Here is a 15,126-nt window from a genome sequence, read left to right as displayed (position 1 = left end):
CCGGTCACCGCACTGTCAGGGTCAGGATCCTGTCGTCGCCCGCCTCCGGCGACCCGCGCCCGTCCGTCTCGCTCGTGACCAGCAGCAGCCGGTCGCCTCCGAGAGCGATCACCGTCCGCAGCCGGCCGTACTTGTCCTGCAGGAAGGCCTCGGGCTCGGCGACCGGCTCCGTCCCGGCCAACGGGATCCGCCACAGCCGCGCGCCCTTCAGCCCGGCCATCCACACCGAGCCCTCCGCCCAGGCGATGCCGCTCGGCGAGGCCTCGTCGGTCCGCCACACGGCCACCGGATCCCGCAGGCCCGGCTTGCCCGCCTTCCCCTCGGCCTCGGGCCAGCCGTAGTTCGCGCCGGGCTCGATCAGATTCAGCTCGTCCCAGGTGTTCTGGCCGAACTCGGCCGCCCACAGCCGTTTGTCCTTGTCCCAGGCGAGGCCCTGCACATTGCGGTGCCCGTAGGAGTAGACGACCGAATCGGCCTCCGGATTGCCGTGCACCGGATCCCCGTCCGGGGTCATCCGCAGGATCTTGCCGCCGAGCGACTTCTTGTCCTGCGCGAGACCGGTGACACCGGTCTCTCCCGTTCCCGCGTACAGCATCTTGTCGGGGCCGAAGGCGATCCGCCCGCCGTTGTGGATCAGCCCCTTGGGGATCCCCCGGAACACGGTGTCCGGCGCGCCCAGTTGCTGCCCGGGAGGTCTCTGCTCGTCATAGCGCAGCCGTGCGATCCGGTTGTCGGACGCGGTCGTGAAGTAGACGTACACCAGACGGTCCGAGGCGAAGTCGGGCGACAGCGCGAGGCCCAGCAGGCCCCCCTCGCCGCCCGGGTCCACGCCCGGAACCTCGCCGATCTGCGTCACCGCGCCCGACCCGGCCGCGACCCGGCTGATCGTCCCCTTGTCCCGGGAGGCGACCAGCAGGTCACCCCCCGGCAGCGGGGCCACGCCCCAGGGGGACTCAAGGTCCTTGGCGGCCTCGCCGGTGACCGTCACCGCGCCTTTCGCCGGCGGCGCGGACACCGACGGTGAGGCGGTCCCGCTCCCCGAAGGGCCCGGCGACCCGGACCCCGCCGCCGTCGCACCCGGTGGGGAACCGCCCCGCCCGGTGTCCGAGGCGCCCTCCGGGGAGCACCCCGTCACCAGCAGTGCACCGCACCCGGCCAGCGCCACCGCCGCCAGCACGCTCCGGCGCCGCGCGCCGGGACCCTCGCACCCCACCTGCCCGGGAGAACTTCCGTATCGCATCGCCCTGCTCCCTTCCGGTCCTCCGATCCTGCCCTTCACCCGTCTCAACAGCCGGGGCAGTTCCCGAAGTTCCACCACTCGTACACCCGATCGAGTGGTTGTGGGCGGTCAGTCCCAGGCTCCCACGTCGACCGGAAGGTCCGCGATCTCGGCCAGGTCCGCGGCCGTGAGCCGCAGCTGCGCCGCCCGTGCGTTCTCCACGGCCCAGTGCGCCCGGTCCGCACCCGGCACCGGAACCACCTGTCGCCCCTGGGCCAGCACCCAGGCCAGGGCCACCTGCGCGACCGTGACCTCGGGTCCGTGCCGCCGGGCCACCCGCCGCAGCCCCGCCACCAGCACCTGGTTCGAGGCCATCGCCTCCGCCGTGAAACGCGGGTGCCGGGCCCGGACGTCCTGCGACTCGAAGCCCTCGCCCGGCGTGAGCGTCCCCGTCAGGAAACCGCTGCCCAGCGGCATCGCCGCCAGGAACCCCACCCCGCGCGCAGCGCACCACGGCAGCAGCTGTCGCGCCGCCTCCGGCGACCACACCGACAGCTCCGCCTGTACCGCACTCACCGGGAACACCTGCTGCAGCCGCTCCAGGTGCCGCAGCGTCGTCCGGTACCCGCGGTCACCGCGCCGCCCGGCCCCCGGGCCGGCTCCGGCCCCCAGCGCGCAGAAGCCGAGCGCCCGCACCTTCCCCGCGCTCACCAGCTCCGCCATGGCCCCCCAGGTCTCCTCCACCGGAACCTCCGGGTCCACCCGGTGCAGCTGGTAGAGGTCTATGACGTCCGTGCGCAGCCGCCGCAGCGAGGCGTCGCACGCCCGCCGCAGGTACCCGGGCCTCCCGTCGGCCACCACGTGCTGGTCGCCGGCCCGCAGCCCGACCTTGGCCGACACGAACGCGTCGGACCGCCGCTCCCGCAGCACCCGCCCCAGCAGCAGCTCGTTGGTGAACGGCCCGTACACATCCGCCGTGTCCAGCAGGTTCGACCCCAGGTCCAGCGCCGCGTGCACGGCGGCCACAGACTCGTGCCCCCGCCGCCGAGAAGGCGCGTACGCCCAGCTCATCGGCATACAGCCGAGGCCGACGGCGCCCACGCTCAGCGCCCCTGCCCCGATCGACCTGCGCTCCACCGCTGCGTCCCCCTCCACTTCGGCCACCAAACTAACGGCTTGATCAAGACGGCTTGGCATAGCCTCGTGATCATGACTGCAATGCCCCGGGACGTCTGGCTCCCCTTCCCCGCAGAAGAGGTCGCCGGCCTCCCCGACTCCTTCCGGTACCGCCAGTGGGACGGAGAGGACGCCTTCCCGGCCGATCCGGCCGACTGCGTCTTCTACGCGGCCCCCTACATGAAGTCCGCCGAGGTCACCGTGCGCCCGCTCGCGGCCATGCCGGCCGTCCGGGTCGTCCAGACCCTGACGGCCGGCATCGACGACGTGCTGGGCCGCCTCGGAGACCTGCGCCCCGGCGTACGGCTGTGCAACGCCGCAGGGGTCCACACGGCCAGCACCGCCGAGCTGGCCCTCGCGCTGACCCTCGCCTCCCTGCGCGGCATCCCCGGCATGGTCCGCGGGCAGGACCGCGAGGAATGGCACTCCGGCTTCTACGACGCCCTCGCCGACAAGTCAGTTCTGATCATCGGCTACGGATCCATCGGCTCGGCCATCGAGGACCGGCTCGCGCCCTTCGAGTGCGAACGGATCGAACGCGTGGCCCGTTCGGCCCGGACCACCGCCCGGGGCCCGGTGCACGCCCTCGCCGACCTGCCGGGGCTGCTGCCGCGGGCCGACGTGGTGATCCTCGTGACCCCCCTGACCGACGCCACCCGGGGTCTGGCCGGCGCCGAGTTCCTCGGCCGCATGAAGGACGGGGCCCTGCTCGTGAACGTGTCGCGGGGCCCCGTCGTCGACACCAAGTCCCTGCTGGCGGAAGTGGAGTCGGGCCGGCTGCGCGCGGCCCTCGACGTCACCGACCCGGAACCGCTGCCCGCCGGCCACCCGCTCTGGCACGCGCCGAACGTCCTGATCACACCCCATGTCGGCGGCAGCAGCTCGGCGTTCGAGCCACGGGCCAAGCGCCTGCTGGCCCGCCAGCTCACCCGCTTCGCCGCCGGAGAGCCCGTGGAGCACACGGTACTGATCACCGAGTGACACCCCACCCCTGTACGCTCCGCAGTCACTCGAATGCGATCGGTTGCAGCAACTCCCCGCTCGGTAACGGAGCGTAGAGCAACTATGTCCCTGAGTGACGAAAGTGGTGTATCGTCCGGAAGAAGGGGCTGCGCCAGGAACGTCTGGCGCTGGGGAGTGATCGGACACTTTGGGGGGCGACGGGCGATGCACGGCCAATGGACGAAGGATCCGATGCGGCAGAGCCGCCGGAGGCGACGCTGCCGAGACTGGACCGCGCCGGAACCAGCCGGCGAGGGGGACCGGTGAGTACCCCGGGGGCGGCGCTCCTGGACCGGCCGTCGGTCTCGGGCGGCGGAGGCAAGGGCCTGGCGATGCAGCTGATCCTCGCGGTCGTCAGCGGCGGTTACGCCGTCGGCGCAGCCCTCAACTGGGGGTCCGAGGAAGTCGCCGAGATCATGGGCGACTTCGGGCTCAGTGTGGCCGGTCTGCTCGCCGCCGTCTCCTGCTACACCTACGCACGCACGATCGACAGCCGGGAACGCCCCGCCTGGCTGCTCTTCGCCTTCTCCTCCCTCATGGGCGCCTGCGGCAACGCCGTCTGGGGCTGGTACGAGGTGATCCTCGGCCAGGACGTGCCGAAGCCCTCGCTCGCCGACTTCGCCTTCCTCTGCTTCGCGCCGCCAGCCATCGTGGGCCTGCTCGTCCTCGCCAAACGCCCGGTCACCCGCGCCGGCTGGGTGTGCCTGGGACTCGACTCCTGGCTCATCGGCGGCTCCCTGCTCACCCTGTCCTGGAGCCTGGCCCTGGCCCACGCGGCGCGGACCGCGCAGTCGGGCGCCCCCGGCAGCGTCCCGCGCGCCGCGCTCTCCCTCGCCTACCCCCTCCTCGACATCGCGCTCGTCTCGATGGTCCTCGTCCTGCACTTCCGGCGGAGCGAGACCAACCGCTCCGCCGTCAACACCGCCATCGCGGCGCTGGCCCTGACCGTCCTCAGCGACGCCCTGTTCACCTCGCCGCTGCTGAGCGCCGAGTACCAGTCCGGACAGCTGCTCGACGCGGGCTGGTTCGCCGGCTCGCTGCTGCTCGCGTACGCGCCCTGGGGCGCCCGACGCATCCACCAGAGCCAGATGCCGGCCGGGCACCCGCGCCGGGACCGGCCGCACAGCCGCCCGATCACCGGATCACTGCCCGCCCTCACGCCGTACCTCGCGGCCGCCGTGTGCACCCTCGGAATCCTCTACAACGTCGTGGACGGCCGGAAGGTCGACAGGATGGTCGTCTTCACCGGCTGCACCGTCGTGCTCGCCCTCGTCATCCGGCAGGGCATCATGCTCCTCGACAACATCGCACTGACCCAGGAGCTGGCCCAGAAGGAGAACCACTTCCGCTCCCTGGTGCAGGGCTCCAGCGACGTCATCATGATCGCCGCGCCCACCGGGACCCTGCGCTACGTCAGCCCAGCCGCCGCCGGGGTCTACGGCCGCGAGGCCGAGGAGCTGGTCGGCACCGAACTGGCCACCCTGATCCACCCCGACGACCTCGGCAGAGTGGTCCACGAGGTACGCCGCTTCCTCGCCGCACCGCCCACCGAGGAGCCCACCACCCGCATCGAATGCCGCTTCAAGTCGGGCGGCGGCGAGTGGCTCAACGTGGAGTCCACCGTCAACCGCCACCAGGGCGGACTCATCCTCAACAGCCGCGACGTCACCGAGCGCGTCCGGCTCCAGGCCCAGCTCCAGCACAGCGCCGAACACGACCCGCTGACCGACCTGCCCAACCGGGCCCTCTTCACCCGCCGCGTGCGCCAGGCCCTGACGGGCCGCCGCGCGGGCGACCACAGCACCGCCGTGCTCTTCATCGACCTCGACGGCTTCAAGGCGGTCAACGACACCATCGGCCACCAGGCCGGCGACGAACTGCTCATCGAGGCCGCCCGCAGGCTCCAGGACTCGGTCCGGGCCGGGGACACCGCCGCCCGGCTGGGCGGCGACGAGTTCGCCGCGCTGATCCTGGGCGACGGCAGCCGCGACCGCAGCGCCCGCGAGTACCAGGTGCGCGAGATCGCCGACCGGCTGCGCGCCAGGCTGTCCCAGCCGTACCGGATCGGCGGCAGCGAGGTGCGGGTGGCCGCCAGCATCGGCGTGGCCTTCGCCGACCCCGGGATCACCCCTTCGGACCTGATGCGCAACGCGGACCTGGCGATGTACCGGGCCAAGGCGGGCGGCAAGGACCGCGTCGAGACCTACGCCCCGCAGATGCAGGCCGAGGTGGTGCGCAAGGCCGAGCTGGCGGGCCGGCTGCGCACCGCGCTGCACGAGGGCGAGTTCGCCCTGCTGCACCAGCCCGTGGTCTCGCTGTCCACCGGCGAGATCGCGGCCGTCGCCGCGCAGGCCCGATGGCGTTCCGCCCAGGGGATCCTCTTCACCCCGGCCGAGTTCCTCCGGGTGGCCGAGTACAGCGAGGGCGCGGCGGGCGGCGGTGCCGCGGCCGGCGCGGGCCCGGACGCCTCGCGCACCGCCGAGCTGGGGCGCTGGCTGCTGGAGGAGGCCGTGGAGCAGGCCGCCGACCGGCGCCGGGCCGGCCACGACGTACCCGTGGCCGTACGGATGACCGCCCAGCGGCTCCTGGACAGTGCCATGCCGCTCGGCTCGGTGGAGGCCCTGCTGACCCGGCACGGCCTGCCGTCCGGGGCCCTGGTGCTGGAGCTGGCCGTGTCCGACCCCAGAGTCCCCTTCGACGACCTGGAGCGGCGCCTCGCGGCCCTGCACCGGCTCGGAGTGGGAATCTCCCTCGACGGCTTCGGCAGCGGCTATGCGGCCATCAGCGCCCTGCGCCGCCTCCCCGTGGACATGCTCAAGCTGGACCGGGGCCTCGTGGAGGGAGTGGTCGAATCCGCCCGCCTGCACAAGATCACAGCCGGTCTCTTGCGCATCGCAAACGACCTGGGCATGCGCTCGGTGGCCGACGGGGTGGACCTGCCCGAGCAGGTGGCCGCGCTGCGTGCGATGGGGTGCACACACGGCCAGGGGATGGCCTTTTCCGGCCCCCTCGACGAGTACAGGCTGCGGCGCGCGCTGGTGCGCGGTACGTTCCCAGTACCGGGCGGAGCGGCCCAGCCCGCACTGGCGGGCGGCTCCTCCGGGGGCTCGATGGTCATCCGTAGAGGCTCACATAATGAGACGCCCGTCCCACCTACTTGACATCACCCTCTCGCCGGAGGGAGGGTCAGTGCCATGCGCACCCGAATTCTCGTACTTGGAAAGCGCGTCGGCTGAAGCTGGGACCTGCATGTCCCCGCTCAACACCCCCGACGCGCTCCCCTCGCTTGCCTCCTGGCACGAGGGGTTTTTTGTTGCACTGGCACAGAGTCGAATCCGCGTAAAACCCTCAGCTTCGAGAAGAGAATGCCGATGACCGAGCAGGCCACCGGGGCCCACCATCCGCAGCCGCGGCCCCGTTCCGGCGGACACCAGTCCGCCGCAGTTGAGCACGTCACGGGTGCGCAGTCCCTCATCCGCTCTCTCGAAGAGGTGGGGTGCGACACCGTCTTCGGGATTCCGGGAGGTGCCATCCTCCCCGCGTACGACCCGATGATGGACTCGAAGAAGGTCCGTCACATCCTGGTCCGCCACGAGCAGGGGGCCGGCCACGCCGCCACCGGCTACGCCCAGGCCACCGGCAAGGTCGGCGTCTGTATGGCCACGTCCGGACCGGGCGCCACGAACCTGGTCACCCCGATCGCCGACGCGCACATGGACTCCGTCCCCCTCGTCGCGATCACCGGCCAGGTCTCCTCCAAGGCGATCGGCACCGACGCCTTCCAGGAGGCGGACATCGTCGGCATCACCATGCCGATCACCAAGCACAACTTCCTGGTCACCAAGGCCGAGGACATTCCGAGGACGATCGCCGAGGCGTTCCACATCGCCGCCACCGGCCGCCCGGGCCCGGTCCTCGTCGACATCGCCAAGGACGCCCTGCAGGCGAAGACCACCTTCACGTGGCCGCCCTCCCAGGACCTCCCCGGTTACCGGCCGGTCACCAAGCCGCACGCCAAGCAGATCCGCGAGGCCGCCAAGCTCATCTGCCAGGCCAAGCGCCCGGTCCTGTACGTCGGCGGCGGCGTCATGAAGTCCGGCGCGACCGCCGAGCTGAAGGTCCTCGCCGAGCTGACCGGCGTCCCGGTCTGCACCACCCTGATGGCGCTGGGCTCCTTCCCCGACAGCCACCCGCTGCACGTCGGCATGCCCGGCATGCACGGCAGCGTCACCGGCGTCACCGCGCTGCAGAAGTCGGACCTGCTGATCGCGCTCGGCACCCGCTTCGACGACCGCGTCACCGGCAAGCTGGACAGCTTCGCCCCCTTCGCCAAGATCATCCACGCGGACATCGACCCGGCCGAGATCGGCAAGAACCGCGCCGTCGACGTCCCGATCGTCGGTGACGCCCGCGAGGTCATCGCCGACCTGATCCAGGCCGTCCAGGCCGAGCACACCGAGGGGAACGCCGGCGACTACACCGCCTGGTGGAACGACCTCAACCGCTGGCGCGAGACGTACCCGCTGGGCTACGACCTGCCCGCGGACGGCAGCCTGTCCCCGCAGCAGGTCATCGAGCGGATCGGCGCGCTCGCGCCGAAGGGAACGGTCTTCGCGGCAGGCGTCGGCCAGCACCAGATGTGGGCCTCGCACTTCGTCAAGTACGAGGAGCCCCGCACCTGGCTGAACTCCGGCGGCGCCGGAACCATGGGCTACGCGGTCCCGGCCGCGATGGGCGCCAAGGTCGGCATGCCCGAGCGCACGGTCTGGGCGATCGACGGCGACGGCTGCTTCCAGATGACCAATCAGGAACTGGTCACCTGCGCCCTGAACAACATCCCGATCAAGGTCGCGATCATCAACAACGGTGCGCTGGGCATGGTGCGTCAGTGGCAGACGCTGTTCTACAACCAGCGGTACTCCAACACCGTCCTGCACGCCGACGAGACCGGGCACGACACGGTCGGCTCCCAGCTCGGCGAGTCCGTCGCCCCCCGCAAGGGCACGCGCGTCCCGGACTTCGTCAAGCTCTCGGAGGCCATGGGCTGCGTGGCGCTGCGCTGCGAGGACCCCGCCGACCTGGACAAGGTCATCGCCGAGGCCAACGCGATCAACGACCGTACCGTCGTCATCGACTTCATCGTCCACGAGGACGCCATGGTGTGGCCGATGGTCGCCGCCGGTACCTCCAATGACGAGGTCATGGCAGCCCGGGGCGTCCGTCCCGACTTCGGCGACAACGAAGACGACTGAGCCGAGAGAGCCTGAGAGAGAGAACGCCTCACATGTCCAAGCACACGCTCTCCGTCCTGGTCGAGAACACGCCCGGCATCCTCGCCCGGATCGCCGCCCTGTTCTCCCGCCGCGGGTTCAACATCGACTCCCTCGCGGTCGGCGTCACCGAGCACCCCGACATCTCCCGCATCACCATCGTCGTCAACGTCGAGGACCTCCCGCTGGAGCAGGTGACCAAGCAGCTGAACAAGCTGGTCAACGTGCTCAAGATCGTCGAGCTGGAGCCGCACAACGCCATCGAGCGCGAACTCGTCCTGGTGAAGGTCCGCGCCGACAACGAGACCCGCTCGCAGATCGTCGAGATCGTCCAGCTGTTCCGCGCCAAGACGGTCGACGTCTCCCCGGAGGCCGTCACCATCGAGGCGACCGGCGGCTCCGACAAGCTCGGCGCGATGCTCAAGATGCTGGAGCCCTTCGGCATCAAGGAGCTGGTGCAGTCCGGCACGATCGCCATAGGGCGCGGCGGACGGTCCATCACGGACCGCAGCCTGCGCGCGCTCGACCGCAGCGCCTGACCCGCAGCGCCCGACCCGGCAGGCCCGGCGGCCGCCGCACAGCGGCCGCCGGAGCCGCGGCAGACACGCTCGGCCCGCATAGCGAGACCGACAGACTCAGATTCCGTTCCCCGCCGTACGGTGGGAGCAACACCAGCGCACCAAGGAGATATCCCAGTGGCCGAGCTGTTCTACGAGAACGACGCCGACCTGTCCATCATCCAGGGCCGCAAGGTCGCGGTCATCGGTTACGGCAGCCAGGGCCACGCCCACGCGCTGTCGCTCCGTGACTCCGGCGTCGACGTCGTCGTCGGCCTGAAGGAGGGCTCGAAGTCCAAGGCCAAGGCCGAGGAGCAGGGCCTGAAGGTCGTCCCCGTGGCCGAGGCCGCCGAGTGGGCGAACGTCATCATGATCCTCACCCCGGACCCGCTGCAGGCCGAGATCTACGAGGAGTCCATCAAGGACCACCTCAAGGAGGGCGACGCGCTCTTCTTCGGCCACGGCTTCAACGTCCGCTACGGCTTCATCAAGCCCCCCACCAACGTGGACGTCGCGCTGGTCGCCCCGAAGGGCCCGGGTCACCTGGTCCGCCGCCAGTACGAGGAGGGCCGCGGCGTCCCGTGCATCGCCGCCGTCGAGCAGGACGCCACCGGCAAGGCCTTCGACCTGGCGCTCTCGTACGCGGCCGGCATCGGCGGCACCCGCGCCGGTGTCATCAAGACCACCTTCACCGAGGAGACCGAGACCGACCTGTTCGGTGAGCAGGCCGTCCTCTGCGGTGGCGCGTCCGCGCTGGTCAAGGCCGGTTTCGAGACCCTGACCGAGGCGGGCTACCAGCCGGAGATCGCCTACTTCGAGTGCCTGCACGAGCTGAAGCTCATCGTCGACCTCATGTACGAGGGCGGCCTGGAGAAGATGCGCTGGTCGGTCTCCGAGACCGCTGAGTGGGGCGACTACATCACCGGCCCGCGCGTCATCACCGACGCCACCAAGGCCGAGATGAAGAAGGTCCTCGAGGAGATCCAGAGCGGCAAGTTCGCCGAGGAGTGGATGGCCGAGTACAAGGCCGGTCTGCCGAAGTACAACGAGTACAAGAAGGCCGACTCCGAGCACCTGCTCGAGACCACCGGCAAGAAGCTGCGCAAGCTGATGAGCTGGGTCGACAACGACGAGAGCTGATCTCGCGGCGGCGGGGCCGGGACGGTCGAGTCCCGGCCCCGCCGCGCATCACCGTGCGGTACGGCACCTGCCGCACCGGTGACCGGAGCGCCGGGACCGGAGCCCTCGCGGGGGCCCCTTGTCCACCCCGGCCAACCACGGAAGAGTGATCCTTCCGTACAGGCGGAAAACCGGTCCGTCCGCGCCACTACACTGCTCAACACATACGCGTCAGGCCCACAGTGTCGTGCGTCTTCCACGCGGCTACCCCCTCCACCGCCTGCGGCCGTCGGGACGGCCGTCCGCACTGGACTTGTGAGGATGACCCACGTGAGCTCGAAACCTGTCGTACTCATCGCCGAAGAGCTGTCGCCCGCCACGGTGGACGCGCTCGGTCCGGACTTCGAGATCCGGCACGTCAACGGAGCCGACCGCGCGGAGCTGCTGCCCGCGATCGTCGACGTCGACGCGATCCTCGTCCGCTCCGCCACGAAGGTCGACGCCGAGGCCATCGCCGCGGCGAAGAAGCTGAAGGTCGTCGCCCGCGCCGGCGTCGGTCTGGACAACGTCGACGTCTCCGCCGCCACCAAGGCCGGCGTGATGGTCGTCAACGCCCCGACCTCGAACATCGTGACCGCCGCCGAGCTCGCCTGCGGCCTGCTCGTCGCCACCGCCCGCAACATCCCGCAGGCCAACACCGCCCTGAAGAACGGCGAGTGGAAGCGGAACAAGTACACGGGCGTCGAGCTCAGCGAGAAGACCCTGGGTGTCGTCGGCCTCGGCCGCATCGGCGTCCTCGTCGCCCAGCGCATGTCGGCCTTCGGCATGAAGATCGTCGCGTACGACCCCTACGTCCAGCCCGCGCGCGCCGCCCAGATGGGCGTCAAGATGCTGACGCTGGACGAGCTGCTGGAGGTCGCCGACTTCATCACGGTGCACCTGCCCAAGACGCCGGAGACCCTCGGTCTCATCGGCGACGAGGCCCTGCACAAGGTCAAGCCGTCCGTCCGCATCGTCAACGCCGCGCGCGGCGGCATCGTGGACGAGGCCGCCCTGTTCTCGGCCCTCAAGGAGGGCCGCGTCGCCGGCGCCGGCCTCGACGTGTACGCGAAGGAGCCCTGCACGGACTCCCCGCTCTTCGAGCTCGACCAGGTCGTCTGCACCCCGCACCTCGGCGCGTCCACGGACGAGGCCCAGGAGAAGGCCGGTGTCTCGGTCGCCAAGTCGGTGCGCCTCGCCCTCGCCGGCGAGCTCGTACCGGACGCGGTCAACGTCCAGGGCGGCGTCATCGCCGAGGACGTCCGTCCGGGCCTGCCGCTCGCCGAGAAGCTCGGCCGCATCTTCACCGCCCTCGCGGGCGAGGTCGCGGTCCGCCTCGACGTCGAGGTCTGCGGCGAGATCACCCAGCACGACGTCAAGGTGCTCGAACTGTCCGCGCTCAAGGGTGTCTTCGAGGACGTCGTCGACGAGACGGTCTCCTACGTCAACGCCCCGCTGTTCGCGCAGGAGCGCGGTGTCGAGGTGCGCCTGACCACCAGCTCGGAGTCCCCGGACCACCGCAACGTGGTGACCGTCCGCGGCACCCTGTCGGACGGTCAGGAGGTCTCGGTCTCCGGCACGCTCGCGGGTCCGAAGCACCTTCAGAAGATCGTGGGCATCGGCGAGTACGACGTGGACCTGGCGCTCGCCGACTACATGGTCGTGCTGCGCTACACCGACCGCCCCGGCGTGGTCGGCACCGTCGGCCGCGTCCTCGGCGAGGGCGGCCTGAACATCGCGGGCATGCAGGTCGCCCGTGCGGAGGAGCACGGCGAGGCCCTCGCGGTCCTCACCGTCGACGCCGAGGTGCCGGCGGGCGTCCTCGCGGACATCGCCTCCGAGATCGGCGCCGTTTCGGCGCGCACGGTCAGCCTCGCCTGACGCCGCCACGGCAGTGACACGAGGAAGGGCCCGGGGACAGACCCCGGGCCCTTCCTCGTTCCGCCGGCCGTGCCGAGCCGGTCAGCTGTACGCCGCCTCGTGCTCCTGCGCCGCGGCCGCCGCGTCGGGGGCCCCGATCCCACGCATCAGAGCCGCGGCGAGCACGGCCGCCCCGAGCAGCAGTGCCGTACCGCCCCAGGCCGCGTACTGCATTCCGTGGACGAAGGCCTCGCGGGCCAGGGCCAGGACCCGCTCGCCCGCCTCCCCGCCGATCCGGTGGGCGGTGGCGACGGCGCCGCCCAGGGTCTCCCGTACGGCGGGCTCGGCGCCGGCCAGGTCGCTGCGGTAGACCGCGGTGCCCATGCTGCCGAGGACGGCCATGCCCAGCGCACCGCCGAACTCCGTACCGGTCTCCAGCAGCGAGGCGGCGGAACCGGCCTTCTCGGCGGGGGCCGCACCCAGGGCCATGTCGGAGACCAGGGACATCACGGTGACGATGCCCGAGGACAGGGCGCCCGCGCCGGTCAGCAGCAGCCACAGGGAGTCGGTGCCCACCAGGCCGATCAGCGCGAATCCGGCGGCGGCGAGGACGAACCCGCCGGCGAGGACGTAGGCCCGGTCCACCTTCTGGGCGAGGGCCGCGGAGACGGGGGCCGCCGCACCGATGACGACGGAGGGGGCCAGGCTCCACAGCGCGGCCTCCAGGGCGCCCATGCCGAGCACCGACTGGAGGTACTGGGTGGTGAAGTAGGCCGAGCCGAGCAGGGCGAAGGCGGCGACGGTGTTCAGGCCGATGCCGGTGCCGAAACCGCGGCCCTGGAACAGCGAGCGGCTGATCATGGCGTCGTCACGGGTGCGCTGGCGGCGGACGAAGACGTACCCGAAGGCCAGGCCGACGGCGAGGCAGCCTGCGTACAGGGGCTCGAAGCCCTCGGCGGCGATCTCCTTGAGGCCGTACACGACCGGCAGTACGGCGGCCATCGACAGCGGGACTCCGGCCAGGTCGAAGCGGCCGGGAGCGGGGTCCTTGAACTCCGGGACCAGGACCGGGACCAGGGCGAGCAGCAGGACCATGGCGGGCACGTTGACGAGGAAGACGGAACCCCACCAGAAGTGGTTCAGCATCACGCCGCTCAGCACCGAGCCGAGCGCGATGCCGCCGGTCATCGCCCCGGACCAGATGGCGATGGCCTTGCCGCGCTGCTTGTCGTCCTGGAAGAGGTTGCGGACGAGGGCCAGCGTCGACGGCATCAGGGTCGCGCCGCCGATGCCGAGCAGGACGCGGGCCGCGATGAGCATCTCGGCGCTCGTGGCGTAGGCGGCCCCCGCCGAGGCGAGGCCGAAGGCGCCGGCTCCGATCAGCAGCAGCCGGCGGCGGCCGATCCGGTCGCCGAGCGAGCCCATCGTGATCAGCAGGCCGGAGAGGGCGAAGGCATAGCTGTCGAAGATCCAGAGCTGCTGGGTGGCGCTCGGGTCGAGCTGCTCGGTGATCGCCGGGATGGCGAAGTAGAGGACCGAGACGTCCATCGAGACCAGGAGCAGGGGCAGCAGCAGGACGGTGAAGGCGGTCCATTCGCGGCGGCCGGCGAGTCGCGCTGTGGCGGCGGGGTTCGTCATGCCGAGAAACATACACACGTATTAAACGACTGTCTATGACGCTTGTATAGAACTCCCGTCTGGAACTGCCGTCTAGGACAGCTGTCTTGCTACGGTGAGGCCATGGGACATCGCGAAGATCTGCTCGAAGGCGCCAAGAAGTGCCTGGTGGAGAAGGGGTTCGTACGCACCACCGCGCGCGACATCGTCAGCGCGTCGGGGACGAACCTGGCCTCCATCGGCTACCACTACGGCTCCAAGGACGCCCTGCTCGCCGAGGCCTTCATCGGCCTGATGGAGGAGTGGGGGGCGCTCTTCCAGGACGGCCTCGCCGGTGACGACGGATCGCTGGAGCGCTTCCGCGCGCTCTGGGAAGGCGTCCTCGCGCAGCACGAGAAGTCCGCGCCCGTCTGGGCGGCGAGCCTGGAGGTGGCGCTCGGCCGCGACCGGCGGCCGGAGCTGCGGGCCAGGCTCGCGGCCTCGCAGGCCGAGGGGCGCCGCGGGCTGATCTCGATGCTCACCGGCACCCCGGAGGACGAGCTCGACGAGCGGGACGTGCGCACGCTGGGGTCCTTCTACCAGGCGCTGCTCAACGGCCTGATGATCCAATGGCTCTTCGACCCGGAATCGGCGGCCACGGCCGAGGAGTTCACCGAGGGCATGCGCCGGGCCGCCGAGGCCATGGCACGTCCGCGGACGTAGCACCCGCCCGGGGTCGGAGGCCGGCCACCACGTGACCGCCTTCCGCGCGGGAGTGCTCCGCCCCCGGTTCCCTCAGGTCAGGCGGGAGGCCTTGAGGGCCATGTGGAGCAGGAGGCGGTCCTCGCCCGCGTCGAGGTCGAGGCCGGTCAGCTGTTCCACGCGGCCGAGGCGGTAGTAGAGGGTCTGGCGGTGGATGCCGAGGGCGGCGGCGGCGCGGCCCGCCTGGCCGGCGCAGTCCAGGAACACCTCGGCGGTACGGGCGAGTTCACGGTGGACCGGGGTGAGCAGGGTCCGGGCCGCCGGATCGTCCACCGGGTCGGCAGCCAGGCTCGCCAGCAGCCGGTACGGGCCGATCAGCGACCACTGGGCAACCGGGCCGAACCGGGGCTCGGCCACCGCCGCGCGGGCCGCGGCCACGGCCTGCTCCCAGGCGGCGGGCAGCTCGGCGAGGCCGCGGAGGGGGTCGGCGACCCCCGCGGTCATCCGGGGCGGGCCGGTCGCGGTCGTGGAACCGGCTCCCGCGGACGCCCCGGCCGCCGCCCCGGCCCGGGATCCGGCGGCGCCC

General features: G+C 71.4%; 11 protein-coding genes. 7 read left to right on the top strand and 4 right to left on the bottom strand.

Annotated features, from left to right (window positions below; all coding sequences use genetic code 11):
- Window positions 1-4: 4 nt before the first annotated feature.
- Window positions 5-1,240 (bottom strand): PQQ-dependent sugar dehydrogenase, encoded by a 1,236-nt coding sequence (locus tag E6U81_RS26590; RefSeq protein ID WP_136232607.1) that lies wholly within the window; start codon window positions 1,238-1,240, stop codon window positions 5-7.
- A gap of 108 nt (window positions 1,241-1,348) precedes the next feature.
- A complete protein-coding gene (locus E6U81_RS26585) occupies window positions 1,349-2,356 on the bottom strand; it encodes an aldo/keto reductase (protein ID WP_136232676.1) in 1,008 nt (335 codons plus the stop codon).
- A 72-nt stretch (window positions 2,357-2,428) separates the two neighbouring features.
- On the opposite strand from E6U81_RS26585, the gene E6U81_RS26580 reads away from it, so the two are divergent.
- From E6U81_RS26580 to serA, 6 genes are all read left to right on the top strand, one after another.
- A complete protein-coding gene (locus E6U81_RS26580; RefSeq protein ID WP_136232606.1) occupies window positions 2,429-3,376 on the top strand; it encodes a 2-hydroxyacid dehydrogenase in 948 nt (315 codons plus the stop codon).
- A 353-nt stretch (window positions 3,377-3,729) separates the two neighbouring features.
- Complete coding sequence (locus tag E6U81_RS26575; RefSeq protein ID WP_136232675.1) at window positions 3,730-6,558, top strand: EAL domain-containing protein; 2,829 nt, start codon at window positions 3,730-3,732, stop codon at window positions 6,556-6,558.
- A gap of 204 nt (window positions 6,559-6,762) precedes the next feature.
- Window positions 6,763-8,649 carry an acetolactate synthase large subunit gene (locus E6U81_RS26570; protein ID WP_206310018.1) on the top strand — a complete coding sequence of 629 codons (1,887 nt, stop codon included), beginning with the start codon at window positions 6,763-6,765 and terminating at the stop codon, window positions 8,647-8,649.
- A gap of 32 nt (window positions 8,650-8,681) precedes the next feature.
- On the top strand, window positions 8,682-9,206 hold the full coding sequence (gene ilvN, locus E6U81_RS26565; protein WP_030027475.1) for an acetolactate synthase small subunit: 525 nt from the start codon (window positions 8,682-8,684) through the stop codon (window positions 9,204-9,206).
- Between the two features lie 156 nt (window positions 9,207-9,362).
- The gene (gene ilvC, locus E6U81_RS26560; protein WP_030664757.1) at window positions 9,363-10,364 is read left to right on the top strand and encodes a ketol-acid reductoisomerase; all 1,002 of its coding nucleotides are present in this window, start codon (window positions 9,363-9,365) and stop codon (window positions 10,362-10,364) included.
- Between the two features lie 309 nt (window positions 10,365-10,673).
- On the top strand, window positions 10,674-12,263 hold the full coding sequence (gene serA, locus E6U81_RS26555; RefSeq protein ID WP_136232604.1) for a phosphoglycerate dehydrogenase: 1,590 nt from the start codon (window positions 10,674-10,676) through the stop codon (window positions 12,261-12,263).
- 81 nt (window positions 12,264-12,344) lie between these two features.
- On the opposite strand, the gene E6U81_RS26550 is transcribed toward serA, so the two are convergent.
- Entirely contained in the window at window positions 12,345-13,880 is a 1,536-nt protein-coding gene (locus E6U81_RS26550; protein WP_136232603.1) for an MFS transporter, read from the bottom strand.
- A gap of 102 nt (window positions 13,881-13,982) precedes the next feature.
- On the opposite strand from E6U81_RS26550, the gene E6U81_RS26545 reads away from it, so the two are divergent.
- On the top strand, window positions 13,983-14,561 hold the full coding sequence (locus tag E6U81_RS26545) for a TetR/AcrR family transcriptional regulator (RefSeq protein WP_136232602.1): 579 nt from the start codon (window positions 13,983-13,985) through the stop codon (window positions 14,559-14,561).
- Window positions 14,562-14,633: 72 nt separating this feature from the next.
- Here the strand turns inward: E6U81_RS26545 and E6U81_RS26540 are convergent.
- Window positions 14,634-15,126: helix-turn-helix domain-containing protein (locus E6U81_RS26540; protein WP_136232601.1), on the bottom strand; the 493-nt coding region annotated here is incomplete at its 5' end.

The organism is Streptomyces sp. A0592, assembly GCF_004795115.1.
Classification (GTDB): Bacteria; Actinomycetota; Actinomycetes; order Streptomycetales; family Streptomycetaceae; genus Streptomyces; species Streptomyces erythrochromogenes.
Note: the sequence above shows the minus strand (reverse complement) of the source record. Positions and strands in the feature narration are given on the sequence as shown.

Coding starts and splice junctions, on each gene's coding strand:
- E6U81_RS26550 (WP_136232603.1), bottom strand. CDS start 13,880: ATGACGAACCCCGCCGCCACAGCGCGACTCGCCGGCCGCCGCGAATGG.
- E6U81_RS26580 (WP_136232606.1), top strand. CDS start 2,429: ATGACTGCAATGCCCCGGGACGTCTGGCTCCCCTTCCCCGCAGAAGAG.
- E6U81_RS26545 (WP_136232602.1), top strand. CDS start 13,983: ATGGGACATCGCGAAGATCTGCTCGAAGGCGCCAAGAAGTGCCTGGTG.
- E6U81_RS26570 (WP_206310018.1), top strand. CDS start 6,763: ATGCCGATGACCGAGCAGGCCACCGGGGCCCACCATCCGCAGCCGCGG.
- E6U81_RS26590 (WP_136232607.1), bottom strand. CDS start 1,240: ATGCGATACGGAAGTTCTCCCGGGCAGGTGGGGTGCGAGGGTCCCGGC.
- ilvN (WP_030027475.1), top strand. CDS start 8,682: ATGTCCAAGCACACGCTCTCCGTCCTGGTCGAGAACACGCCCGGCATC.
- E6U81_RS26575 (WP_136232675.1), top strand. CDS start 3,730: ATGCAGCTGATCCTCGCGGTCGTCAGCGGCGGTTACGCCGTCGGCGCA.